Genomic DNA, 23,431 nt, shown 5'->3' on the forward strand with positions numbered 1-23,431 from the left:
CCGGCCCCGGCGCCCTCGACCCGCACTCGATTCCCGCTCGCCACAGTGATCCGGTCCCACACCCGATCACCGCGGAGAACACCCGTGCACACCCACGACACCCCCCGCCTCCAAGAGGTGGCGGAGAACGTCCACGCCTACGTCCAGCCCGACGGCGGCTGGTGCCTGAACAACGCCGGCCTCATCGTCGCCGGCAACCGCTCCGCACTGGTCGACACGGCCGCCACGGAGGCCCGGGCCCGCGCCCTCAAGGAGGCCCTCGCGCCGCTGACGGCGCGGCCCCCGCAGTTCGTCGTCAACACCCACTCCCACGGCGACCACACCTTCGGCAACTACCTGTTCGCCGACGACGCCGTGGTCGTCGCCCACGAGCGCACCCGCACCGAGATGGCGGACGTGGGCCTGCACCTGACGGGGCTGTGGCCCGAGGTGTGCTGGGGCGACGTCTCCGTCGAACTGCCCACCCTCACCTTCCGCGACCGGCTGACCCTGCACATCGGGGACGTCACGGCCGAGCTGCTGCACCCGGGCGTCGCGCACACGACCAACGACACGGTCGTCTGGCTGCCCGAGCAGCGGGTCCTCTTCACCGGCGACCTGGTGATGTCGGGGGCCACGCCGTTCTGCCTGATGGGCTCGGTCTCCGGTTCGCTGGCGGTCACCGAGCAGCTGCGCGCGCTCGATCCGGTGACGGTCGTCGCCGGTCACGGCCCCGTGGGCGGACCGGAGCTGCTGGACGCGACGGAGGGGTACCTGCGGCGCGTGCAGGAGATCGCGCGGGCGGGGATCGCGGCGGGGATCGGCCCGCTGGAGGCCGCGCGCGAAGCGGATCTCGGCGCGTACGCCGAACTCCTCGACTCCGAGCGGCTGGTGCCCAATCTGCACCGCGCCTACGCGGAGGAGAAGGGGGCGGCTCCCGGCCTTCCGCTCGACGTCGGCCTGCTCTTCTCCGAGATGGTCGAGTACCACGGCGGGCTGCCCGTGTGCCACGCCTGACACATGCAATGAACCGGACGTGAGGGGAACCGGACAAAAGAAAACCTACCGGTCGGTAGCCTGACACTCTCGCCCTATGGAGGTGGGGGTTTTGTGCGGCGTACACCTACGTTGTCAGTAATCCTGCTCAACGCGGCACAGGGATCTTGCACCCGGTACAGGAGTGTGTGCACGTGCGATTCAACCTCATCGGCCCGTTCGAGATCGTCACCGAGGACGGACGGCCACCCCACCTGCCCAGCACGCCGAAGGTCTGCCAGACCCTGGCGCTGCTCCTGACCCGGCCCAACGAGATCGTCACCTCGGAATCGCTGATCCAGGAGCTCTGGGGCGAGTCCCCTCCGCGCAGCGCCCTGACCACGTTGCAGACGTACATCTACCACGCGCGCAAGATGTTCATAGCCGAGCGGCTGGTGCCCGCCGAGCGGGCCCTGCTGATCACCCAGCCGCCCGGCTACCTCATCCGCGTGGAGGACCACGAGGTCGACATCAAGATCTTCGAACGCCTCGTGCTGCAGGGGAAGACGGCCCTGGGGAACGGCAGACCCGAGGCCGCCGTCCAGCGCCTGGAGCAGGCCCTGGCCCTCTGGCGGGGCCCCGCCCTCTCCAACATCCCCGCGGGCGACGTCCTCACCGGTCGCATCGTGCACCTCAACGAGCTGCGCATCCGGGCCCTGGAGCTGCGCATCGAGGCGGAGCTGCTGCTCGGCCGGCAGCGCGAGTCCATCCCGCTGCTGCGCGCGCTGGTCAACGACTACCCGCTCAACGAGTGGTTCCACGGCCAGCTGATCTCCGCCCTCAACCACTCCGGGCGGCGCGCGGAGGCCCTGCAGGCGTACCAGAGCCTGCGCCGGATCCTCAACGACGAGCTGGGCCTGGAGCCCTCCCCGGAGCTGCAGCGGCTCCAGCTGGACGTGCTCAACCCGGCGGACGCGGTCCCCGCGCAGCACCACCGCCGCCTGGTGTCCGCGAGCATCTGACCCCGTTCGCATCCGCGAACAGGAAGCGCCGGACGGGCCCTTGCGGGTCCGTCCGGCGCTTTTCCGTGGCGGCGGCCACGCGCCGCCGCCGGGGCGTCAGGCGGAGGCGTTCAGCAGCCGGGCGTACGCGCCCGCCGCCGCCGGGAACTGCAGACCGCTGTGGCCCGCGCCGCAGTTCACGTCCCGCCAGCGGCGCTGGAGCTCCTCGCCCTCGGCCTGGGCACGGGTGCCGGCGGAGCGCAGCAGCCGGTCGGAGACCGTCGCGAGCATCTCCGCGGCGAGCGCGCAGTCCCGCCCGTTGCGGGCGGTGCCGAGCGCGTCGACGGCACCGGTGTCGGTGGTGCGGGCGACGCGCTCCAGCAGCAGCCCGGCCGCGTCGGTCTCGCCCTCGGCACGGGCCAGGAGTTGCTCGAAGGTGCCGTGGTCGGAGCCCCCGGAGATGGCACCGGCGGGGGCGGCCAGCTTGGCGGCGACGAGTTCGCGCCAACGGCGCAGCGCGCCCCGGGTCGCACCGAGCAGGGGCCCGCCGAGGGTGACGCCGTTGGCGGCCTTCATGGGCACGCGGTGGCAGTCCGCCTCCGCGCCGGGGGCAAGGCCGGCGAGCAGCACGTCCAGGGGGACGGTGTACGCGCCGGGCACGAGCACCTCGTCGAGCACGGCGGTGTTGCTGCCGGTCCCGCGCATGCCGATGACCTGCCACGTCTCGGTGACGGAGTAGTCGGTGCGGGGCACGGCGAGGACGCGGACGCCGGTGCCCTCCTCGCCGGTGCGGGCGGCGACGAGCATCCAGTCGGAGAAGTCCACGCCGCTCACGTAGTTCCACGAGCCGGTGACGCGCCAGTCGCCGCCGGGGGCCCGCTCGGCGCTGCCCGAGGGCATGAGCCCGGCGACGACGACCGTCTGCGGCCCCTTGGCCCACACGCCCTCGCGGCCCTCCTGCGGCAGGTAGGCGGTGAGCCGGCCGGCGCTGGCGATCACGGAGGCGAACCAGGCCGCCGAGGCGCAGCCCTCGCCGAGCGCCGCGGAGGCGTCGAGGAGCTCGGCGAAGGTCCCGGCCGCACCGCCGAGCGCCGCCGGGGCGAAGTGGCTGGAGAACCCCGCGGCCACGACGGCGTCCACGACGGGCCGGGACAGCCGGCGGTCCGCCTCCGCGGCGGCGGCGTGCGCGGCGGCGAGCGGGGCGGCCGCGGCGGCGGCCTCCAGCAGGGTGGGTGCTGCGTCTGCGTCCCTGGTCATCGTGAGGGCTCCTGTGGGTGTGCGGTAGTGCGGTGGACGGCGGTGCGGGCGCGCCGGGACGGGCCGGCGTCCGGGAGCACGCGCCGGGGAGGCGCGCGCCGGGCGCGGCGGGCGTCAGGAGTTCTTCGCCGCGAAGTCCCGGATGGACTCGGCGGAGTAGTCGACCATCTCGGGGGTGAGACCGGGGTAGACGCCGATCCAGAAGGTGTGCTCGGCGACGAGGTCGCTGTTGGCAAGCGAGCCGCTGATCCGGCGCGGGCGGTCCAGGTAGGCCGGGTGGCGGGTGAGGTTGCCCGCGAAGAAGCGGCGGGTGCCGATCTTCCGGGCCTCCAGGAACGCCACCAGGTCCTTGCGGGTGTAGCGCGCGTCGGGGCGCACGGTGATGGCGAAGCCGAACCAGCTGGGGTCGCTGCCGGGCGTGGCCTCCGGCAGGAGCAGCCCGGGCACCCCGTCCAGGCCCTCGCGCAACCGCTTCCAGTTGGCGCGGCGGGCCTCGCCGAAAGCGTCGATCTTGGAGAGCTGGCTGAGGCCGAGGGCGGCCTGGAGGTCGGTCGCCTTCAGGTTGTAACCCACGTGCGAGAAGATGTACTTGTGGTCGTAGCCGTGCGGCAGGTCGCCCATCTGGTAGTCGAACCGCTTGAAGCAGCGGTTGTCCTCGCCCGGCTCGCACCAGCAGTCCCGGCCCCAGTCGCGCATGGACTCGACGATCCGCGCGAGCGCGAGGTTGTCGGTCAGCACGCAGCCGCCCTCGCCCATCGCGAGGTGGTGCGCGGGGTAGAAGCTGGTGGTGGCGATGTCGCCGAAGGTGCCGGTGGGCTTGCCGCGGTAGAGGGAGCCGACGGCGTCGCAGTTGTCCTCGATGAGGAAGAGGTCGTGCTCCTCCGCGAGCTGCGCCACCTCCTCGACGGCGAAGGGGTTGCCCAGCGAGTGGGCGATCATGATCGCCTTGGTGCGCGGGCCGATGGCCTCGGCGATGCGCTCCGGCGTCGTGTTGTAGGTGCCGAGCTCGACGTCGATGAAGACGGGCACCAGCCCGTTCTGGATGATCGGGTTGACGGTGGTCGGGAAGCCCGCCGCCACGGTGATCACCTCGTCGCCGGGCTGCAGCCGCCGGTCCTCCAGCTGGGGGGAGGTGAAGGCGGACAGCGCGAGGAGGTTGGCCGAGGAGCCCGAGTTGGTCAGGTGGGCCTTGCGCAGCTTGAAGTACTTGGCGAACTGGCGCTCGAAGCGGCGGGAGCTCACGCCGGCGGCGATGCGCATGTCCAGCGCGGCCTCGACCAGCGCCACGCGGTCGTCGGCGTCGAACACGGCACCGGCCGGCCACACGCCGGTCTCGCCGGGGACGAACTCCTTGTCGTCCGTGCCGTGGTACGCACGGACCTGCTCCAGAATGCTGGCCTTGGCTTCGTTCATTCCTCTTCGCCTCCTACGGCGTGCTCAGCGTGTCGTCGGGCAGTGCCGGCCCCGGCCCGCGCGCGTGCCCTGCCCGGTGGACGTCGGCGACCAGCTCCGCGTGGCGGACGGTCGCCTCGCCGGCCGTAGTGCCGGCTCCGGATCCGATGGTCGTCACGAAGGCTCGTACGGCGGCCGTGACCTGGTCGAACGGCTCCAGCTCCAGCTCCTCGACGCCGTCGCGCCGCTCGATCGCGATCACCGGGCGGTGATCGGCCGGGGGCGTGAAGGCGTGGTCGAGGCGGAGCCGGCCGGCGCTGCCGAGCACTTCGTAACGGGACGTGTAGTGGTGTTCCATGCCGAACGTGAGGTGGGCGGTCGCCCCGTCGTGCCGCCGCAGCAGCACGCCGCCCGCGACGTCCACCCCCCGCTCCGGGTCGGTGCGCAGGTCCGCGCCGACCACCTCCAGGCCGGGCCCGAGCAGCAGCTGGGCGGCCCGCAGCGGGTAGACGCCGACGTCGAAGAGCGCGCCGCCGCCGAGGTCGGCCCGGTAGCGGATGTCGCCGGCGGGCCGCGGCGGGATCGCGAAGGCGGCGTGGACGGTGCGGATTTCGCCGATCGTGCCCTCGTCCAGCAGCTGCCGCACGCGCCGGTGCTGCGGGTGGTGGACGAACATGAAGTTCTCCATGAGCGCCAGCCCGCGGGAGCGGGCCAGGTCCACGAGCCGTGCCGTCTCCCCGGCGTCCAGGGTCATCGGCTTCTCGGCCAGGACGTGCTTCCCGGCGAGCAGCGCGCGCTCGGTCCACTCGGCGTGCAGCGACGAGGGCAGCGGCACGTAGACGGCGTCGACGTCGTCCCGCTCCAGCAGCTCCGCGTAGCCGGCGGCGGCTCCGGCCCCGTACTGCCGGGCGACCTCCGCGGCCCGCGCGGCGTCGCGGGCGGCCACGGCCGTGAGCGCGATGCCCTCGGTCCGCTCCACGGCGGGCAGCATCCGGCGCAGGGCGATGTCGGCGCAGCCCAGGAGGCCGAGGCGCACGGTCGCGGCCGGGCCGCCCGGCTCCACGGCGCTCACCGCAGGAACCGCAGGCAGGCCAGGAGGTTGCGGGCCTCGACGTTCACGTGGTTCGAGTGGCGGATCATCGCCCCGAGCTGATGGGGCGTCATCCAGATGTGGTCGGGGCCCGCGTCGAGCGGGAAGTCGTCGGGCGCCTCGACCGCGAGGTAGCGGTTCTCCGCGTGGTAGAAGCGGCCGCCCTCCTCGGAGTGGACGACGTCCAGCAGGACGCGCCCGGGCGCCGCCGAGAGCACCTCGTCCAGGAACCGCGGGCGGCTCCCGGCGGGCAGGCCCTCGTAGTTGGCGGGCGCGCACTGCACGGTGGGGCCCATTTCGAGGAGGTCGAAGCTGCCCGCCTCGGTGCGGGCCTTCACCAGCAGGTGGACGGTGCCCTCGATGCGCCGGGTGAGGAAGGCGATCACGCCCCGGCCGACCGGCGCGATCATGGGCTGCGACCAGCGGGCGACCTCGCGGCCCTGGGCCTCGACGTCCACGCCGATGACCTTGAAGAAGCGGCCGCTCTCGTGCGCCACGGCTCCGCCGGCCTCGCCCCAGCCGGCGACCTCCGACAGCGGGATGCGCCGGCGGTCGAGCCGGTGCGAGGCCTTGGCCTCGGTGAACCAGCTGAGCAGCTCGGCCGTCCCGTGCAGGGCCCGGCCCTCGGCGCCGGTCGTGCGGCCCTGGACCGCCCAGCCGTCGGGGAGGCCCGACAGCACGGTGCGGGTGTCCATGTTGACGAGGTTCTCGACGTTGAGCAGCTCGCCGATCTGGTCGAGCGTGAGCCAGCAGAAGCCGTCGCGGACCGGGACGTCCCCGTCCACCTCGATGATCATGTTGCGATTGCGCTTGCCGAGGAACCACGACCCCTGCTCCGACTGCAGGGCGTCGAAGACCACCCGCCCGGCGCGCGGCGCCAGGAAGTGCTCCAGGTACGGGACGGCGTTCCCCTGGTGCACCCGGGTGAAGTTGCTCCGCGTCGCCTGCACGGTCGGGGAGAGCTGCAGGATGTTGATGTTGCCCGGCTCCATCTTCACCTGGAGCAGGAAGTGCGGGACGCCGGCGAACTCCTTCACCAGGATGCCCAGGATGCCGGACTCCGGCTGCACGATGATCGGCTGCGACCAGGCGGCGACCTCACGGTTGTCGGTCTCCGCCGCAATGCCCTCGATGCTGAAGAACCGCCCGCTGCGGTGCCGGATGTCGCCGGTCCCCGGCTCGAACGACCAGCCGTCGAGCTCGCGCAGCGGGGCGGGCGTCACCCGGTGGTCCTGCGCCGCGCGCTGTTCGGCGAACCAGTCATGGAACTCGCTTGTCTGCCGGAACACGGCAGCCCTCCTCATGATGTGCGGTTGCCTCAACATCCGGCACCCGGTTAGAGCGCCGCTCGAAGGAGGCTCAGGGGCGGTACGGGCCTCAGAGCGCGAGGCCCACGCGACCCAGGGCGGTGGCGAAGACCTCGGTGGTCTCCGGGAGCCGGTCGATGGCGTCCCGGTAGGCCGCGCGCGCCTCCGCCAGCCGGGCGCGGACCAGCGGGTCGCCGAGGACGCCCGTGAGGCCGTCGACGACGCCCCGCTCGTCGAACAGCTCGGTCCGCACGGCGGTGTCGGCGAACGGGTTGTCCACCAGCAGCGGCCCGAGCACCTCGTTCCAGCTCAAGGGCCACATGTGGAACGGAGGGACGGCGCCGGGGAAGCCCGCGAGCCACGCCCGGACCGCGGGCGAGAGCCCGCCCGGAGCCCCGGGCCGCCCGCCGTCGCCCGCCGCCTCCCCGATGTCGTGGGAGTTGAGGGTGAACAGCCCGGGCACGTCGGCGAGGACGGCCCGCTCCAGCGCGTAGGACGGCAGGAAGGCCGACATCACGGCGTCCGAGGCGCCGATCAGGGCGTGGTACTGCTGCGCGGTGTACGAGGGCACCACGTGGAGGCGCTCGGGCGGCAGCCCCAGCCCCTCCAGGTACGGCCCGGCGACGACGAAGCGGGTGTCGTCCGGGAGCTGCCGCAGGTAGTGGCCGATCAGCTGCGGCACCCGGACGGCCAGCTCGCGCGTCCGGGGCCCGGCACGCGTCTGCATGGTCTCCTGCCACGGCAGCGTCGGGAACATCAGCAGCTTCTCCGCCCTGCCGAGCCCCAGCGACCGGCGCACCGCGTCCCGCTCCGCGTCCGTCAGCGGCACGATGCTCCGGTTGGCGCGGTAGGGCAGGCCCTGCCCGCCGGCCCGGACCTCCGGGCGGCCCATCGGCACCGGGTGCAGGTGCACCGGCATGTCGAGGATGTTGCCGTCGGCGACGACGGTCTTCCCGAGCACCTCCAGCTCCCGGGTGGTGTTCGTCAGGTCGTGCAGGTCGAGGGGGATCACCGGCACGCCGAACTCCTGGACGTACCAGGGGTCCGTCTCATAGCTGACGAGGTGGGTCAGCCAGTGCGCCAGGTAGTCGCTCAGCACGACGGCGTCCGGCCGGAACTCCTTGACGACCCGCCCGACCTCCTCGCGGACCCGGGCACCCATGGCGGGCGTGATCACGGTGTACGGGTGTCCGGCGGTCTTGAGCTGGTCCTCGTTGTCCGCGTCGATCACGAAGTGGCTGATGACGCCGGCGTCCGCCAGCTGCCCCGCGAGGTCGAGCCCGATGGTCGTCTCGTGCAGGGTCTTGGCCAGCGGGGACATGAACAGCAGTCGCATGACGTGGTCTCCCGTCCGGTCAGCCCGCGGCCGGGGCCAGGGCCCGGGTGCGGGTCTCGATCGCCTTGCGCAGCTCGGCCACGACGGTGAGCACGTCCGCGTCGCTCAGGCCCGGGTGGATCGGCAGGCACAGGGTTTCACCGGACGCCCGCTCGGTGCCGGGCAGGTCGGCGTCGGACGCGTAGGTGGGCACCTTGTGCAGCGGGGCGTAGCGGAAGGTCGTGTAGACGTCGGCGGCCAGGAGGTCGGAGGCGACCTGGTCGCGGATCCGCGCGTCCATCTGCACCCAGTAGAAGTAGTGCGAGGTCTCGTGCCCGGCCGGCAGTGGCGGAGGCGTCTTCAGGCCCTCGATGCCGGCGAGTTCGCGGTCGTACAGGGCGACGATCTCCTTGCGCCGGCCGGTGAACTCGGGCAGCCGGCCGAGCTGCACCAGGCCGATCGCGGCCGTCAGGTCGTTACCGATGACGCGCCGGCCCACCTCGGGGACCTCCAACTCCCACCAGCGGTGCGAGACCTTGGCGTAGGCGAGGCCGGTGGCCTGCACGAGACCGTGGTAGGCGAGCCGGCGGGCCCGCAACGCGCGCTCGGGGTCCCGCACGTAGAGCATTCCGCCGTCGCCCGTGACCAGCACCTTCGCGGCGTCGAAGCTCCACATGGCCAGGTCGCCGAAGGAGCCGGCCGCACGGCCGTCCACGCGGGAGTCCACCGAGCAGGCGGAGTCCTCGACCAGGGTGAGGCCCCGCTCGCGGCAGCGCTCGGCGATCTCCACGACGTCGCCCGGGTAACCGCCGTAGTGCAGCACCACGACCGCCTTGGTGCGCTCGGTGACCGCCGCCTCGACGTGCTCCCAGGTGGGGTTCATCGTCCGCGGGTCGACGTCGCAGAAGACGGGCTTCGCGCCCACGGCGACGATGGCGTTGGCGGCCGCGAGGAAGCTCATGGACGGCAGGACGACCTCGTCGCCCTCGGCCAGGTCGAGAACCTCCAGCGCCAGGAACAGTCCCGCCGTGCCGGAGTTGACGAACAGGACGTGCTCGGGGGCGACCCCCAGGCGCTCGGCGAACGCCGCCTCGAAGGCCTTCGTGCGCGGCCCGTGCCCGAGCCACTTGCTGTCGAACACCTCGGCCACGGCGGCGAGTTCCGCGTCACCCACCTGCGGCTGGAAGAGATTGATCATTTGGTAGTACCCCTGGGAGTCGGTGTGGCGCGAACGCGTGCGGTGGAGGGCGTGCGGGCGTCAGGCGGCGGCGACGAGCCGCTCGATGGCCCGCACCGCGTCGGCGGACGTGGGCAGCGCGGTCACCTCGGCCGCCAGCTCCGCGGCCCGCTCGCGGTAGGAGGGGGTGGCCAGCATCTCGGCGCAGACGCGCGCGATGTTCTCGGCGCTGTCGTCGGCGGGGTCGATCATCGTCGCGGCCCCGTACGCGCTGAGCCGGGCCGAATAGTCCACGCAGTACGGCAGGTAGGGCACGAGCACCTGGGGCACGCCGTACGAGAGGTACCCCATCGTCGTGTTGCCGCCCGCGTGGTGGACGACGAGGTCGCAGGTCGGGGCCACCAGGTGCAGCGGGATCCAGCCGGCCCGCACGTGGTCCGGCAGCGGGCGCAGCTTCTCCGCGACCGCCTCGGGCGTGGCGATGAGCAGCTCGACGTCCAGCTTGCCGACCTTGTCGACGAGGCCGCTGAGGATGTCGAAGTCGGACTCCGGGGTGACCCTGCTGCCGGCCGACACCAGCACCCGCGGCCGGTCGCCCTTGGTGTACATCCAGGGCTCGACCGGCATCTGGGTGGCGAACGGCACGTACCGCATCATCTGCGCGGGCGGCGCGTCGGCGGGCCGCAGGCTGGGCGGGCAGATGTCGACGAACAGGTCCGTGCGCGGCATCTCGTACATGCCGAGCCGCTCCAGCTCCGGGCCCAGCTCGGCGGCGGCCGCGAGGTCGATCGTGCGCGGCTCGCCCATGTCGATGGCCTGCTTCACGTACGGCACGCCCAGGTGCCCGGCGATCAGCGGGGCGGCGAAGGCGAGTGCCCCGCCCACGACGACGTCCGGGCGCCAGTCCGCCACCAGGGACAGCAGGCCGTCCAGGCAGGCGGCGGCGTAGCGGCCGAACGTGCGCCCGTTGAAGATGTAGCGCTCGTGAAGATCCTCGGGGATGGGCACGCGGATGCCGCGCCGGTCGACGAGGTGGTCCAGCATCGGCACGTCGGAGACCGGGACGCCGGGGATCCCGGCACCCGTGATGGTCGCCATCATGTTCTCGGGGGCGGCCATAAAGACCTCGTGCCCGGCGTTGCGGGCGGCCTGGGCCAGCGGGACGATGCCGAAGATCACCCCGGAGGTGCCTCCCGCAACAAAGAGAATCTTCATGCGGTCATCGTTGGAACCGGGCCTCGAACCCCGCTCGACGGCGGCTCAACGGGCCCGGTCCACCGGCCTCCCGCGGCTCAGGCGGCCGGCTTGCGCACGGTGATCACCGAGTAGCCGAGCATGTCGCGCTCCAGCTTCGAGACGCGGCCGATCATCTCCTTGAACTCCTCGGCGAACGCAAGGCCGCCCTTCTCCACGACCTTGTCGTAGTTGTCCGCCACCAGCTGGTCGATCCGGGCCGCGGAGCGCCGGAGGTGCGGGGTCGCGTCGAGGTTCCGCTCGACGACCAGACCCGCCGCGGTGATCATCTCGACGTACTGCTCCGCGGTGGGCAGCGAGCCCACGGTGAAGCCCTCCAGCAGGACCTTGCGCCACTCCTCGTCCAGCTCGGCCGACTCGACGTAGTCGGACAGGACGAACACGCCGCCGGGCTTGAGCACCCGCGCGATCTCCCGGAGCGCGGCGGCCCGGTCCCCCAGGTACATCAGCGACTCCATGGCCCAGGCGGCGTCGTACGTGCCGTCCGCGTAGGGCAGGGCCGAGACGTCGGCCAGCTCGAACCGGACCCGGTCCGCGAGGCCCGCCCCGGCCGCCGCCTCCGTGCCGGCCGCCACCTGCTCCGCGCTCACGGTGATCCCCGTGACCTCACCGCCGCCGGCCTCGGCCAGCCGCAGCGCCGGGCGGCCCCGGCCGCAGCCGACGTCCAGGAGGTGCTGCCCGGGCTTCAGCCCGACCTGTTCGATGAGGACGTCCGTGAGCCGGTCCTTGGGGTCCACCCCGGGGGCCTCGTCGTCCCACCAGCCGATGTGCAGGTTCTGGCCCATGAAGATCTCCCAGAGCCAGCCCTTCTCGTCGTAGACCTCGCCGACCTCGTCCGGCGACAGGGCCTGGGCTTCGGCCTGCGGTTCCTGCGTCATTGACACTCAGCTCCTCCACATCGGCAACCGCGACGGGGAGAGAAGTTGTCAACATTAGTTCGACGGTGACTCGAATCGGAGTCGAGCGCGGTCGACCACGTTGTCCCCGATCCTGTCTCCTTGCGAGAATTTCTGGGGAACCCATGAAAGCACTGGTCCTGTCCGGGGGCGAAGGCACGCGACTGCGTCCCTTCACCTACTCGATGGCCAAACAACTCGTCCCGGTGGCCAACAAGCCCGTCCTGGTGCACTGCCTGGAAAACCTGCGGGACATCGGCATCGAGGACGTGGGCGTCATCGTCGGCGGCCACGCGGCCCAGATCGAGGCCACGGTGGGGGACGGCTCGCAACTCGGGCTGCGCCTCACCTACATCCGCCAGGAGGCCCCCCTCGGGCTCGCGCACTGCGTGGCCCTCGCCGCCGGCTTCCTCGGCGACGAGGACTTCGTGATGTACCTCGGGGACAACGTCCTCGCCGACGGCATCGCCGAGGCCGCCGAGGCCTTCCACGAGCGCCGCCCCGACGCCCAGGTCCTGGTCACCAAGGTCGCGGACCCGCGCCAGTACGGCGTGGCCGAGGTCGACGCGGAGTCCAACGTGCTCGCCCTCGTGGAGAAGCCGAGCGCGCCGCGCAGCGACCTCGCCGTGATCGGCGTGTACTTCTTCACCGCCGCCGTGCACGAGGCCGTGCGCGCCATCGAGCCGAGCGCCCGCGGCGAGCTGGAGATCACCGACGCCATCCAGCACCTGGTGGACGCGGGCCGGACCGTCACGGCCCGTGAGTACGAGGGCTACTGGAAGGACACCGGCAAGATCGACGACCTCCTGGAGTGCAACCGGGAGATCCTCGACCGCATCGGCGGCACCGCGGCCGACCGCGAAGGCGCCGAAGTCGACGCGGAAAGCATTCTGCAGGGGCCGGTCGTCATCGAACCCGGCGCCCGCGTCCTCCGCTCCAGGCTCACCGGACCGCTCGTGATCGGCGCCGGAAGCGTCGTCACCGGCAGCACCATCGGCCCCTACACGGCCGTGGGACGCGACTGCGTCCTGGAAGAGACCGGCGTCGAGGACTCCATCATCCTCGAAGGCGCCGCCATCAAGAACGTCCGCGACCTGCAGAGCTGCGTCATCGGCCGCTGGGCCCGGGTCGAGGCGCCCGGCACGGCCGCCTCGGGCAGCCGGCTGATCATCGGGGACCACACGCGCGCGGAGGTCATGGCATGAAGGTCCTCGTCACCGGCGGCGCCGGCTTCATCGGCTCGCACTACGTCCGCACCATGCTCTCCGGCGGCTACCGCGGCTACGAGGACGCGCACGTCACCGTCATCGACAAGCTCACCTACGCGGGCAACAAGGACAACCTGCCGATCGGCGACCCGCGGCTGACCTTCGTCCGCGGCGACGTCTGCAACCAGGACCTGCTGCGCCAGCTGCTCCCCGGCCACGACGCCGTCGTGCACTTCGCGGCCGAGTCCCACGTCGACCGCTCCGTCGACGGCGCGGTGGCCTTCGTCCACAGCAACGTGCTGGGCACCCAGAGCGTCCTCGACGCATGTCTGTACACCGGTGTGGACAACGTGGTGCACGTGTCGACCGACGAGGTCTACGGCTCCATCGCCACCGGCACGTGGACCGAGGAGTCGCCCCTGCTGCCCAACTCCCCCTACTCCGCGTCGAAGGCCGGCAGCGACCTCCTCGCCCGCGCCTACCACCGGACCCACAAGCTCAACGTGCGCATCACCCGGTGCTCCAACAACTACGGCACCCACCAGCACGTCGAGAAGCTCATCCCGCAGTTCGTCACCCGCCTCCTGCAGGGAGAGCAGGTGCCCCTCTACGGCGAGGGCACCAACGTCCGCGAGTGGCTGCACGTCGACGACCACTGCCGCGCCATCCAGCTCGTCCTCACGGGCGGCCGCGCGGGCGAGACGTACAACATCGGCGGTGCCACCGCCCTGACCAACCGCGAGATGACCGAGCGCCTGCTCGACCTGACCGGTCACGACTGGTCCAAGGTCATGCACGTCCCGGACCGCAAGGGCCACGACTTCCGCTATGCGATCAACGACGACAAGATCCGCGCCGAGCTCGGCTACGCGCCGCAGTGGACGCTCGACGAAGGCCTCAAGCGCGTTGTCGGCTGGTACGTCGACCACCCGGAGTGGTGGAAGCCCCTGCTCGACCACTGAGAACGCACCCCCATGACCGAGAACGCACGGCATGGCGGAATCACCCACCGTCTTCGAGTGCGGCTCGAGTGATCCTCGAGCGGCATCTGTAGGAGTGGCAGAACGGCACTCACCCCGCAGCAGCAGCCCCGACTTTGGAGCACGTCCTGATGTCCGTCACGGAGGGGCACACCCGGCCTCACGCCGACCGCAGAGCCCGGCGCGCCGGCCAAGGAGGTGCGCCGGCTGGACGGGCGAGAGGCCCGCAGGGCGCTCCCATGAGCCGCCCGGCACCATCCACCCCCGTCATGTAGCTAAGGTTCCGCCGATGGCATCACCCGCCCCGTCATCACCCGCCCCGTCCCGGCCCGCCTCGCGCGGCCGGGCCGCTCTTGCCGTACTCCTCCTCGCGTCCACCCTCACCGTCATGGCGGGCACGATCCTCACCCCCGTCGTGGGAGTCATCCGCGGCGAACTCGGGGTCAGCGGCACCAGTGCCGGTCTGATCCTCACCGCCCACGGCCTGTCCCTCGCCGTCGCCAGCCCGCTCGTCGGCTGGACGATCGACCGCTGGGGGCTGAGGACGCCCCTGGTGGCCGGGCTCCTGCTCTACGGCGTCGCGGGCGGCGCCGGACTGGTCACCACCTCGTACCCGGCGCTGATCATCAGCCGCTTCGCGTTCGGCGTGGGCGCCGCCGCGGTCTTCACCGGCACGACGGTGGCCCTGCTGGCGCTCTACGAAGGGCCCGAGCGGGACCGTGTGGCGGGGTGGCGCTCCGTCGCCATCAGCGTCGGCGGCATCATCTGGCCGCTGCTCGGCGGCGCGCTCGGCGGAATCTCCTGGCACGGCCCGTTCGCGATCTACCTGCTGGGCATCCCGGTCGGCATCGCGATGATGTTCACCCTGCCCAAGAGCCTGAGCGCCAAGCGGCCCGGCGGTGGTGGCGGAACGTTCACCCTGCTGCGCTCCCGCCCCCGGCTGCTGGGGCTCTACGCCCTGTCGCTCACCAGCTCGTTCCTGCTCTACGTCCTCGCGGTCTTCCTCCCCCAGCGGCTGGCGCACCTCGGCGTCGAGACGCCGTTCCTGGTCGCGCTCTACACCACGAGCACCTCGGTCGCCGGCACGCTGGTCGGCCTGGCCTACGCCAAGATCAAGGCGACCCTGGGCTACGTCCGGCTGCTGCGGGTCTCCGCCGTCCTGTGGGTGGTGGCCTTCCTGGTCGCCGGGACCACGTCCAACTCGGTACTGGTCGTGCTGGCTCCGGCCCTGTTCGGCCTCGGCATGGGCATGTCCGTGCCGGCGCTCGCCATGATGATCGGCGAGACGGCCCCGCCCGCGATGCGCGGCCAGGCCACGTCCCTGTCGGGGACGGCCAACTTCACCGGTCAGTTCGCCGCGCCCCTGGTGATCGGCCCGGTCATCGGCGCGACGTCGATCACCACCGGCTTCCGCGTCGCCGATGGCATCGCCCTCCTGTCGTTGCTGCTGCTGTTCTTCTTGAAGGCTCCGGCCTCCGCCGCGGCCGCGTCCCCCGCTCCCAAGGAGCCGGCGGACGAGGAGGGCACGGCGGCCCGCTGACCCGCGCCCCCGCATCCCCCTCCCCGCCATAGGCGCCCCCCTGCGCCCCGCCCGCGCCCCCCTTTCCGCGGGCGGGCCGCAGGTTGGCCAAATTCGACCGATTGCCGCATCACACCTGGTCACGGATTGATCAAAGGGCGAACTCCGCGTCACCCGGGGCATCTTTAGCCGGATGCGGGCTTTTAGTTAGCCCTAAAGGTGGCATCCTCTAAGAGAAGGCGCCCGGATGCGCCGCGAGTTCTGGTTCCAGGGGGTACGCATGGCATGGCGCGACAGGCATGAGAACGGACGGACGGCCGATGCCGCCGGAGCCCGGATGGCCCGCCATGCAACGGCATCCCTGGCGGGCCTCCTCGCGGAACGCGGCATGAGCCGCAAGGACTTGGCGGAGAGCATGGGCGTATCGCCGGGCAGGGTGAGTCAAATCCTGTCCGGGGACGAGAACCTGACCATGCGTTCGCTGGCCGCCGTGGCCGATGCGCTCGACGTGAAGATGGAGATCTCCTTCACCGAGTCGCCCGCGGCCGATCGTCACGAGCAGTCCCCGGACAGAGCATTGGCCAACGCCCACCTCTGAACGCGGCACGGCGCCACCCCGGCTCAGCACGCCGGCGTCAGGACTCAGTGCGGTGACGGCGCGGCGGCAGCCGCGTACAAGGGCTGCCGCCGCAGCTCCAGGATCTTCTTGTCGTCGCTGCGCTTGCCGTGGGCGTGCGCCAGCTCCAGCAGGTACGCACACAGGTGCTCGGCCTCGCCGAGCGCCCGCAGGGTCCGCCCGGACTCCTCGCGCGTCCGCTCGCGCTGTTCGTCCTCGCAGGCCTTCTCGATCTCGGTCTCGAGGGTGTCCGCGTGCTGCACCGCGGCCCGCACCTCCTCGTACCGCTCCTTGATCATGACCGTCAGGCCGCTCTTCCCCTTGGGGGAGCGCCCCGGGACGTCCACCCGCGACTTCAGGTGGCGGGCGACGCGGTCCGCGAAGACGTCGAGCTCCCAGCAGTTGCCGAATCCGGCGGCCATCCGCGCGCACCACTCGGCCCGGTCCGCCTGCAGGCGCACCATCAGGCTGCTGATCAGCAGCGAGTGCCCGAGTGTGAGAATCGCCATCACGGGATGCTCCGCCTGTTCGGTCCGCCGCTTGGGCACCAGACCCGCTCCGGCGACCGCGCCGACCGCCGCCGGCGGTATGTCGGAGGCGTGCGGCAGCAGCAGCCCGCTGGCGAGCGCCGCCATGGCGGACGTCCACAGCACCACGGCCAGCGCCGAAGCGGCCGACCGCACCGTCCCCAGCAGCCTCCCCTGCCCGCGGAAGCGGTGGACGAGGCACACCCAGGTCACGGGCGCGCAGACGGCAGCAGGCAGTAACCACTCCGAGAAAACGGACGTCTCGTCCCCAGCCACCCCGCATCCCCCATTCCGGATCACACAGCGCCCCGGTATGACTACGGAATGATGTTCCCACTCCGGCCACTACGGCGTGCCACGTTCCGGCCAAGCTCTCGGATCACATGAGTCCGGGCTGTGGGAGGGCAAAACGAGACAGACCCCTCGAAGTGACTGTTGTCACTTCGAGGGGTCTGTCCTCACTGTGCGCGAGGGGGGAGTTGAACCCCCACGCCCTTTCGGGCACTGGAACCTGAATCCAGCGCGTCTGCCTATTCCGCCACCCGCGCATGGGTGTTGCCTTCTGGCTTCCGGTGCTTCCTCCGGGGGGCTTGCCCTTCCGGTGTCTGCGCCGTGCGCCTTCCGACATCGAGAACATTAGCACGCTCTGGCGGGTGCCTTCACACTCGTTCTCCCCGGACCGGCCCCGGTGGGGGCCGCGGGCGCCGTGCCGGGCCACCGGGACCGGTGGGGACCCCGCCGGTTGCGGGACACTGGCTCCCGGCCGCCTCTACGATCCCTATGAAGGGGACAGGGAGGGTCGTGCCGGCGGGCCGGGGCGACACTCGTCACTCCTGGCCCCGAAGGGGAACCGGCCGTTTCCCCAGCGCGTGGATACGATCAGTAAGCAGTATCAGGAACGACACCGAGCATCAGGAACGTCACTGAGGGAAGGAGGTGCCCCGTGGGAGTACTGAAGCGCTTCGAGCAGCGTCTCGAGGGTCTCGTGAACGGCACCTTCGCCAAGGTGTTCAAGTCCGAGGTGCAGCCGGTCGAGATCGCAGGCGCGCTCCAGCGCGAGTGCGACAACAACGCCACCATCTGGAACCGTGACCGCACCGTCGTCCCGAACGACTTCATCGTGGAGCTGAGCACCCCGGACTTCGAGCGGCTCAGCCCGTACTCCGGTCAGCTCGGCGACGAGCTGTCCGGCATGGTCCGCGACTACGCCAAGCAGCAGCGGTACACCTTCATGGGGACCATCAAGGTCCATCTGGAGAAGGCGGACGACCTCGACACCGGGCTGTACCGGGTGCGCAGCCGCACCCTCGCCGCCAGCGAGTCGCAGGACCACCAAGGCCAGCCGGGCCGGCCGCCCGGCAGTCCGCGCGCGGGCGGGCCCGTCACGCAGGGTGCCGGCTATCCGGCCCCGCCGTCGGGGCTGCCGCCCATGCCCGCGTCACCGCCGCCCTCCGCGCCCCCCGGGCGGCCCGCGCCGCGCGCGGGCGGGCAGGGCCCCGCCGCCGGCGTGCCCGGCGCCCAGACCCGGCGCTGGATCGAGATCAACGGCACCCGCCACCAGATCTCCCGGCCCACCCTCGTGCTGGGCCGCAGCACCGAGGCGGACGTACGGATCGACGACCCCGGCGTCTCCCGCCGGCACTGCGAAATCCGGGTCGGCACCCCCGCCACCATCCAGGACCTGGGGTCGACCAACGGCATCGTGGTGGACGGACAGCACACCACTCGCGCTACGCTCCGCGACGGCTCACGGATCGTCGTGGGCAGCACCACCATCGTTTATCGGCAAGCCGAAGGGTGAAGCGGGGGCAATGTCAGAGCTGACCCTCACGGTCATGCGGTTGGGTTTCCTCGCCGTACTGTGGCTGTTCGTCATCGTGGCCGTTCAGGTCATCCGCAGTGATCTCTTCGGCACCCGGGTCACCCAGCGTGGCTCCCGCCGGGGCGGTGGCGAGCGGCAGCCGCAGCGTGCGCAGGCCCAGGCCGCACCGCCGCAGCAGCGCCAGCAGCAGGCGGCGGGCGGGCGCCGGGCCGACCGGCGCGCGGACCGGGGCCGGCGCGGCGCCCCCACCAAGCTCGTGGTCTCCGAGGGCTCCCTCACGGGCACCACGGTGGCCCTGCAGGGCCAGACCATCTCGCTGGGCCGCGCCCACGACTCCACGATCGTGCTGGACGACGACTACGCCTCCAGCCGGCATGCCAGGATCTACCCGGACCGCGACGGCCAGTGGATCGTCGAGGACCTCGGCTCGACCAACGGCACGTATCTCGACCGCACCCGGCTGACCACCCCGACCCCGATCCCGCTCGGCGCGCCGATCCGCATCGGCAAGACCGTCATCGAGCTGCGGAAGTAGTAGGACCATGACGACCGGAGGGTGGGCAGCGTGGCTGGGAAGGGGCTGTACCCGGAGCCGACGGGCGAGGTGCGCATGAGTCTGTCACTGCGCTTCGCCGCCGGATCGCACAAGGGCATGATCCGGGAGGGCAACGAGGACTCCGGTTACGCCGGCCCGCGCCTGCTCGCCATCGCCGACGGCATGGGCGGCCAGGCCGCGGGCGAGGTCGCCAGTTCCGAGGTGATCTCCACCCTCGTCCAGCTCGACGACGACGTCCCCGGCTCGGACATCCTCACCTCCCTCGGCACCGCCGTGCAGCGCGCCAACGACCAGCTGCGCGTCATGGTCGAGGAGGACCCGCAGCTGGAGGGCATGGGCACCACCCTGACCGCCCTGCTGTGGACCGGCCAGCGCCTCGGCCTCGTGCACGTCGGCGACTCCCGCGCGTACCTGCTGCGCGACGGCGTCCTCACCCAGATCACCCAGGACCACACCTGGGTGCAGCGGCTGGTGGACGAGGGCCGGATCACCGAGGAGGAGGCCACCACCCACCCGCAGCGCTCCCTGCTGATGCGCGCGCTGGGCAGTGGAGACCACGTCGAGCCCGACCTCTCGATCCGCGAGGTCCGGGCGGGCGACCGCTATCTGATCTGTTCCGACGGCCTCTCCGGCGTCGTCAGCCACCAGACGATGGAGGAGACGCTCGCCGGCTACCAGGCGCCGCACGAGACGGTCCAGGACCTGATCCAGCTCGCCCTGCGCGGCGGCGGCCCCGACAACATCACCTGCATCGTGGCCGACGTCCTCGACGTGGACGGCGGCGACACCCTCGCCCAGCAGCTCAACGACACGCCGGTGATCGTCGGCGCGGTCGCCGAGAACCAGCTGCAGCCGGGCGTCGACGGCGCCATGCAGACCCCGGCCGGCCGTGCCGCCGAGCACGCCCGCGCCAACCGTCCCGTGCCCCCGCAGGGCCCCGGCGGCGGCTTCGGACCGCCCGGCAGCGGCGACCCCGGCATGAACGGCGCCCCGGAGGGCTCCTTCGGCGCCTTCATGGACGAGGACTTCGTCAAGGAGCCCCGGCGCGGCCGGTGGCTCAAGCGGTCGCTGATCATCGCCGTCGCCCTCGGCGTCGTCGCGGGCGGCCTCTACGGCGGCTACAGCTGGACCCAGACGCAGTACTACGTGGGCGCCAAGGACAACAACCACGTGGCGGTCTACCAGGGCATCAACCAGGACCTGGCGTGGGTGAGCCTCAGCAAGCTCTACCAGGACCACCCCGAGATCGAACTCAAGTACCTCCCCGTCGACCAGCGCAGCCGTGTCGAGGACACCATCGCGCTCGACAGCCGCGAGAAGGCGGAGCAGAAGGCCAAGGACCTCGGCCTGCTCGCCGGTGCCTGCAAGAAGGAGGACGAGCGGCGCAAGGCCGAGCAGGCGCAGCGGGAGAAGGAGAAGCAGAACGGCGACCGGGTCGGTTCCGTGGGCGAGCTGCCCAAGGACCCCAAGGACCCGAAGGCGGACGCCAAGCCGGGCGCCTCCGGCGTCGCCGGCCGGGCCACCGCCACCGCCACCCCGGCGCCGAGTCCGGGCCCCACCCTCACCGAGGAAGAGCAGAAGTTGGTCCCGCAGTGCAGCGCTCAGCAGTAAAGCCGTAGGGGGCCATCAACTCATGTCAGCCATGCCATCCATGCCATCCAGCGCGGGCAGTACGACCGCGACGACCACGATCAGCACCGTGGGCCCGCCCAGCCGGCGCAACACCGAGCTGGCGCTCCTCGCGTTCGCGGTGATCCTGCCGTGCTTCGCGTACGCGAACGTCGGCCTCGCGCTCAACGGCGAGATGCCCTCCGGCATGCTCGGCTACGGGCTCGGCCTCGGCCTGCTCGGCGGCGTCGGCCACCTCGTGGTGCGCAAGTTCGCCAAGTACGCCGACCCGCTGCTGCTGCCCCTGGCCACCCTGCTCAACGGGCTCGGCCTCGTCATGATCTGGCGGCTGGACCAGTCGGAGCGGCTCGCCCGGCTGGCCAAGGCGCAGGGCTTCACGTTCCAGGCGTCGGCCCCCAACCAGCTGCTCTTCTCGGCGCTCGGCATCGCTCTGTTCGTGGCCGTCATGATCTTCCTGAAGGATCACCGCATCCTCCAGCGCTACACCTACATCTCCATGGTGGTCGCGCTGGTCCTGCTGATCGCCCCGATCTTCTTCCCCGGCAAGTTCGGCGCCAAGATCTGGATCGTCATTCCCGGCCTCGGCTCCATCCAGCCCGGTGAGTTCGCGAAGATCATCCTGGCGATCTTCTTCGCCGGCTACCTGATGGTGAAGCGCGACGCGCTGGCCCTGGCCAGCCGCCGCTTCATGGGCCTGTACCTGCCGCGCGGCCGCGACCTCGGCCCGATCCTCGCCGTCTGGGCGCTCAGCCTCGTCGTCCTCGTCTTCGAGACCGACCTGGGCTCGTCGCTGCTGTTCTTCGGCATGTTCGTCGTCATGCTGTACGTGGCCACCGAGCGCACCAGCTGGATCGTCTTCGGTCTGCTGATGTCGGCGGGCGGCGCGGCCGTCGTCGGCTCCGTGGAGCCGCACGTCAAGGTCCGTGTGATGGCCTGGCTGCACCCCTTCGCGGTCTACGACAACCCGCGCCCGTCCTGGGCCACCACCGAGCAGATCGCCCAGGCCCTCTTCGCCTTCGGCTCCGGCGGCGTCTTCGGCACCGGCTGGGGCCAGGGCGCCTCCGACCTGATCCAGTTCGCCGCCAACTCCGACTTCATCTTCGCCTCCTACGGCGAGGAGCTCGGCCTGGCCGGCGCCATGGCGATCCTGCTGATCTACGGCCTGATCGTGGAGCGCGGCGTGCGGACGGCCCTCGCCGCCCGCGACCCCTTCGGCAAGCTGCTCGCCACCGGCCTCTCCGCGGCCTTCGGCATCCAGGTCTTCGTCGTGGCCGGCGGCGTCATGGGCCTCATCCCGCTGACCGGTATGACCATGCCCTTCCTCGCGGCGGGCGGCTCGTCCGTCATCGCGAACTGGGCGCTCGTCGCCATCCTGATAAAGATCAGCGACACGGCACGGCGCCCGGCTCCGGCCCCCGCACCGTCCCCAGACGCCGAGATGACCCAGGTGGTCCGCCCGTGAACAAGCCCGTACGCAGGATCGCGATCTTCTGCGGCCTCCTCGTCCTGGCCCTGCTCCTGCGGGACAACTGGCTCCAGTTCGTCCAGGCCGACGAGCTGAAGACGCACAAGAACAACCGCCGCGTCGACATCGCCCGCTACAGCCAGCCCCGCGGCAACATCATCGTGGACGGCCAGGCCATCACCGGCTCCGTCGAGACCGGTGGCGTCGACTTCAAGTACAAGCGGACGTACACGGACGGCCCCATGTGGGCCCCGGTCACCGGCCGCTCCTCGCAGGTCTACGGGGCCACCCAGCTGGAGAAGCTCTACGACCGCGTCCTCATCGGCGACGACGACCGCCTGTTCTTCAACCGCACCGTCGACATGATCACGGGCAAGGGGAAGAAGGGCGGTGACGTGATCACCACCCTGAACAGCAAGGCCCAGAAGGCCGCCTTCGACGGCCTGGGCGACAAGAAGGGCGCGGTCGCGGCCATTGACCCGCGCACCGGCAAGATCCTCGCCCTGGCGTCCACGCCCTCGTACGACCCCTCGAAGATCGCGGGTGCGAACGACGGCAAGGAGTGGACGTCGCTGGACAAGGACAAGAGCCAGCCGATGCTCAACCGGGCGCTGCGCCAGACGTACCCCCCGGGCTCCACGTTCAAGGTCGTGACGGCCGCCGCGGCGCTGGAGAACGGGCTGTACAAGGACGTCGACGCGAAGACCGACTCGCCGCTGCCGTGGACGCTGCCGGACACCCGCGTCACCCTCGACAACGAGGGCAGCATCCCTTGCAAGGACGCCTCGCTGCGGGAAGCCCTCCGGTGGTCCTGCAACACCGTCTTCGGCAAGGTCAGCGCCGACCTCGGCAACAAGAAGATGATGGACGAGGCCCAGAAGTTCGGCTTCAACAACGACAAGGTCGACACGCCCGTGCGCGCCGCGACCAGCGTCTACCCCAAGGACAACCGTCCGCAGAACGCCATGGACGGCATCGGCCAGGCCTCCAACCGCGCCACGCCGCTGCAGATGGCCATGGTGGCCGCCGCGATCGCCAATGACGGCAAGCTCATGGAGCCGTACATGGTCGACAAGGTGCGCGCCCCCAACCTCAACGTGATCGAGACGCACCAGCCGAAGGAGATGTCCCAGCCCCTGTCGCGGGACAACGCCCGCAAGGTGCAGTCGATCATGGAGACCGTGGTCAACGAGGGCACCGGCAAGAAGGGCCAGATCCCGAACGTCACCGTCGGTGGCAAGACCGGAACGGCCCAGCACGGTGTGGACAACAGCGGCAACCCCTACGCGTGGTTCATCTCCTACGCCAAGGGCGCCAACGGCTCGCCCGTCGCCGTCGCCGTCGTGATCGAGAGCTCGGACACGCTGCGCGACGACATCGCCGGTGGCGACCTCGCCGCGCCGGTCGCGAAGAAGGTCATGGAGGCGGTGCTCAGCACGGCGAAGTGACGCCGCTCACCTTCGCCG

20 protein-coding genes and 1 tRNA gene are annotated in these 23,431 nt (G+C 71.3%); 11 read left to right on the plus strand and 10 right to left on the minus strand.

Annotated elements, in window-relative coordinates; genetic code table 11:
* Positions 1-84: 84 nt before the first annotated feature.
* On the plus strand, positions 85-996 hold the full coding sequence (locus tag ACFZCD_RS06125) for an MBL fold metallo-hydrolase (RefSeq protein WP_391828391.1): 912 nt from the start codon (positions 85-87) through the stop codon (positions 994-996).
* 173 nt (positions 997-1,169) lie between these two features.
* A complete protein-coding gene (locus ACFZCD_RS06130; RefSeq protein WP_391828393.1) occupies positions 1,170-1,976 on the plus strand; it encodes a BTAD domain-containing putative transcriptional regulator in 807 nt (268 codons plus the stop codon).
* Between the two features lie 96 nt (positions 1,977-2,072).
* On the opposite strand, the gene ACFZCD_RS06135 is transcribed toward ACFZCD_RS06130, so the two are convergent.
* The 8 genes from ACFZCD_RS06135 to ACFZCD_RS06170 form a co-directional block, all read right to left on the minus strand.
* Complete coding sequence (locus tag ACFZCD_RS06135) at positions 2,073-3,212, minus strand: hydrolase (RefSeq protein ID WP_391828395.1); 1,140 nt, start codon at positions 3,210-3,212, stop codon at positions 2,073-2,075.
* A 114-nt stretch (positions 3,213-3,326) separates the two neighbouring features.
* On the minus strand, positions 3,327-4,625 hold the full coding sequence (gene rfbH, locus ACFZCD_RS06140) for a lipopolysaccharide biosynthesis protein RfbH (RefSeq protein WP_391828397.1): 1,299 nt from the start codon (positions 4,623-4,625) through the stop codon (positions 3,327-3,329).
* A gap of 13 nt (positions 4,626-4,638) precedes the next feature.
* Entirely contained in the window at positions 4,639-5,676 is a 1,038-nt protein-coding gene (locus tag ACFZCD_RS06145; RefSeq protein WP_391828399.1) for a Gfo/Idh/MocA family protein, read from the minus strand.
* Positions 5,673-6,983, minus strand: a complete 1,311-nt coding sequence (locus ACFZCD_RS06150) for an NDP-hexose 2,3-dehydratase family protein (protein ID WP_391828401.1) — start codon at positions 6,981-6,983, stop codon at positions 5,673-5,675. Before ACFZCD_RS06150 ends, ACFZCD_RS06145 begins: the two co-directional genes overlap by 4 nt.
* An 88-nt stretch (positions 6,984-7,071) precedes the next feature.
* Entirely contained in the window at positions 7,072-8,337 is a 1,266-nt protein-coding gene (locus tag ACFZCD_RS06155; RefSeq protein WP_391828403.1) for a DUF6365 family protein, read from the minus strand.
* Between the two features lie 19 nt (positions 8,338-8,356).
* A complete protein-coding gene (locus ACFZCD_RS06160) occupies positions 8,357-9,514 on the minus strand; it encodes a DegT/DnrJ/EryC1/StrS family aminotransferase (RefSeq protein ID WP_391828404.1) in 1,158 nt (385 codons plus the stop codon).
* 60 nt (positions 9,515-9,574) lie between these two features.
* Positions 9,575-10,708, minus strand: a complete 1,134-nt coding sequence (locus ACFZCD_RS06165; RefSeq protein WP_391828406.1) for a nucleotide disphospho-sugar-binding domain-containing protein — start codon at positions 10,706-10,708, stop codon at positions 9,575-9,577.
* A 77-nt stretch (positions 10,709-10,785) separates the two neighbouring features.
* Positions 10,786-11,625: an SAM-dependent methyltransferase gene (locus ACFZCD_RS06170; RefSeq protein WP_391828408.1), complete on the minus strand. Its 840-nt coding sequence runs from the start codon at positions 11,623-11,625 to the stop codon at positions 10,786-10,788.
* A gap of 143 nt (positions 11,626-11,768) precedes the next feature.
* On the opposite strand from ACFZCD_RS06170, the gene ACFZCD_RS06175 reads away from it, so the two are divergent.
* The 4 genes from ACFZCD_RS06175 to ACFZCD_RS06190 all read left to right on the plus strand — a co-directional run bounded on the left by ACFZCD_RS06175 (position 11,769) and on the right by ACFZCD_RS06190 (position 15,948).
* Positions 11,769-12,848: a glucose-1-phosphate thymidylyltransferase gene (locus tag ACFZCD_RS06175; RefSeq protein ID WP_391828410.1), complete on the plus strand. Its 1,080-nt coding sequence runs from the start codon at positions 11,769-11,771 to the stop codon at positions 12,846-12,848.
* The gene (rfbB, locus tag ACFZCD_RS06180) at positions 12,845-13,813 is read left to right on the plus strand and encodes a dTDP-glucose 4,6-dehydratase (protein ID WP_391828412.1); all 969 of its coding nucleotides are present in this window, start codon (positions 12,845-12,847) and stop codon (positions 13,811-13,813) included. Before ACFZCD_RS06175 ends, rfbB begins: the two co-directional genes overlap by 4 nt.
* A gap of 307 nt (positions 13,814-14,120) precedes the next feature.
* Positions 14,121-15,371, plus strand: a complete 1,251-nt coding sequence (locus tag ACFZCD_RS06185; RefSeq protein WP_391828414.1) for an MFS transporter — start codon at positions 14,121-14,123, stop codon at positions 15,369-15,371.
* Positions 15,372-15,597: 226 nt separating this feature from the next.
* Positions 15,598-15,948: a helix-turn-helix domain-containing protein gene (locus tag ACFZCD_RS06190; RefSeq protein WP_391828416.1), complete on the plus strand. Its 351-nt coding sequence runs from the start codon at positions 15,598-15,600 to the stop codon at positions 15,946-15,948.
* 44 nt (positions 15,949-15,992) lie between these two features.
* Here ACFZCD_RS06190 and ACFZCD_RS06195 read toward each other — a convergent pair whose 3' ends face one another.
* Both ACFZCD_RS06195 and ACFZCD_RS06200 read right to left on the minus strand, forming a co-directional pair.
* Positions 15,993-16,769, minus strand: a complete 777-nt coding sequence (locus ACFZCD_RS06195; protein WP_391828418.1) for a hypothetical protein — start codon at positions 16,767-16,769, stop codon at positions 15,993-15,995.
* 188 nt (positions 16,770-16,957) lie between these two features.
* Positions 16,958-17,041 (minus strand) — tRNA-Leu (locus ACFZCD_RS06200).
* Positions 17,042-17,436: 395 nt separating this feature from the next.
* Here ACFZCD_RS06200 and ACFZCD_RS06205 point away from each other — a divergent pair.
* The 5 genes from ACFZCD_RS06205 (at position 17,437) to ACFZCD_RS06225 (ending at position 23,413) form a co-directional block, all read left to right on the plus strand.
* The gene (locus ACFZCD_RS06205) at positions 17,437-18,294 is read left to right on the plus strand and encodes an FhaA domain-containing protein (RefSeq protein ID WP_391828420.1); all 858 of its coding nucleotides are present in this window, start codon (positions 17,437-17,439) and stop codon (positions 18,292-18,294) included.
* 10 nt (positions 18,295-18,304) lie between these two features.
* Entirely contained in the window at positions 18,305-18,850 is a 546-nt protein-coding gene (locus ACFZCD_RS06210) for an FHA domain-containing protein (protein ID WP_391828422.1), read from the plus strand.
* Between the two features lie 75 nt (positions 18,851-18,925).
* On the plus strand, positions 18,926-20,482 hold the full coding sequence (locus ACFZCD_RS06215; protein WP_391828424.1) for a protein phosphatase 2C domain-containing protein: 1,557 nt from the start codon (positions 18,926-18,928) through the stop codon (positions 20,480-20,482).
* Between the two features lie 40 nt (positions 20,483-20,522).
* Positions 20,523-21,962, plus strand: coding sequence for an FtsW/RodA/SpoVE family cell cycle protein (locus ACFZCD_RS06220; protein ID WP_391829006.1), 1,440 nt, complete (start codon positions 20,523-20,525; stop codon positions 21,960-21,962).
* Entirely contained in the window at positions 21,959-23,413 is a 1,455-nt protein-coding gene (locus ACFZCD_RS06225; protein ID WP_391828426.1) for a peptidoglycan D,D-transpeptidase FtsI family protein, read from the plus strand. Before ACFZCD_RS06220 ends, ACFZCD_RS06225 begins: the two co-directional genes overlap by 4 nt.
* Positions 23,414-23,431 lie beyond the last annotated feature (18 nt).

The sequence above is a fragment of the Streptomyces sp. NPDC008001 genome, from assembly GCF_042958085.1.
Classification (GTDB): Bacteria; Actinomycetota; Actinomycetes; order Streptomycetales; family Streptomycetaceae; genus Streptomyces.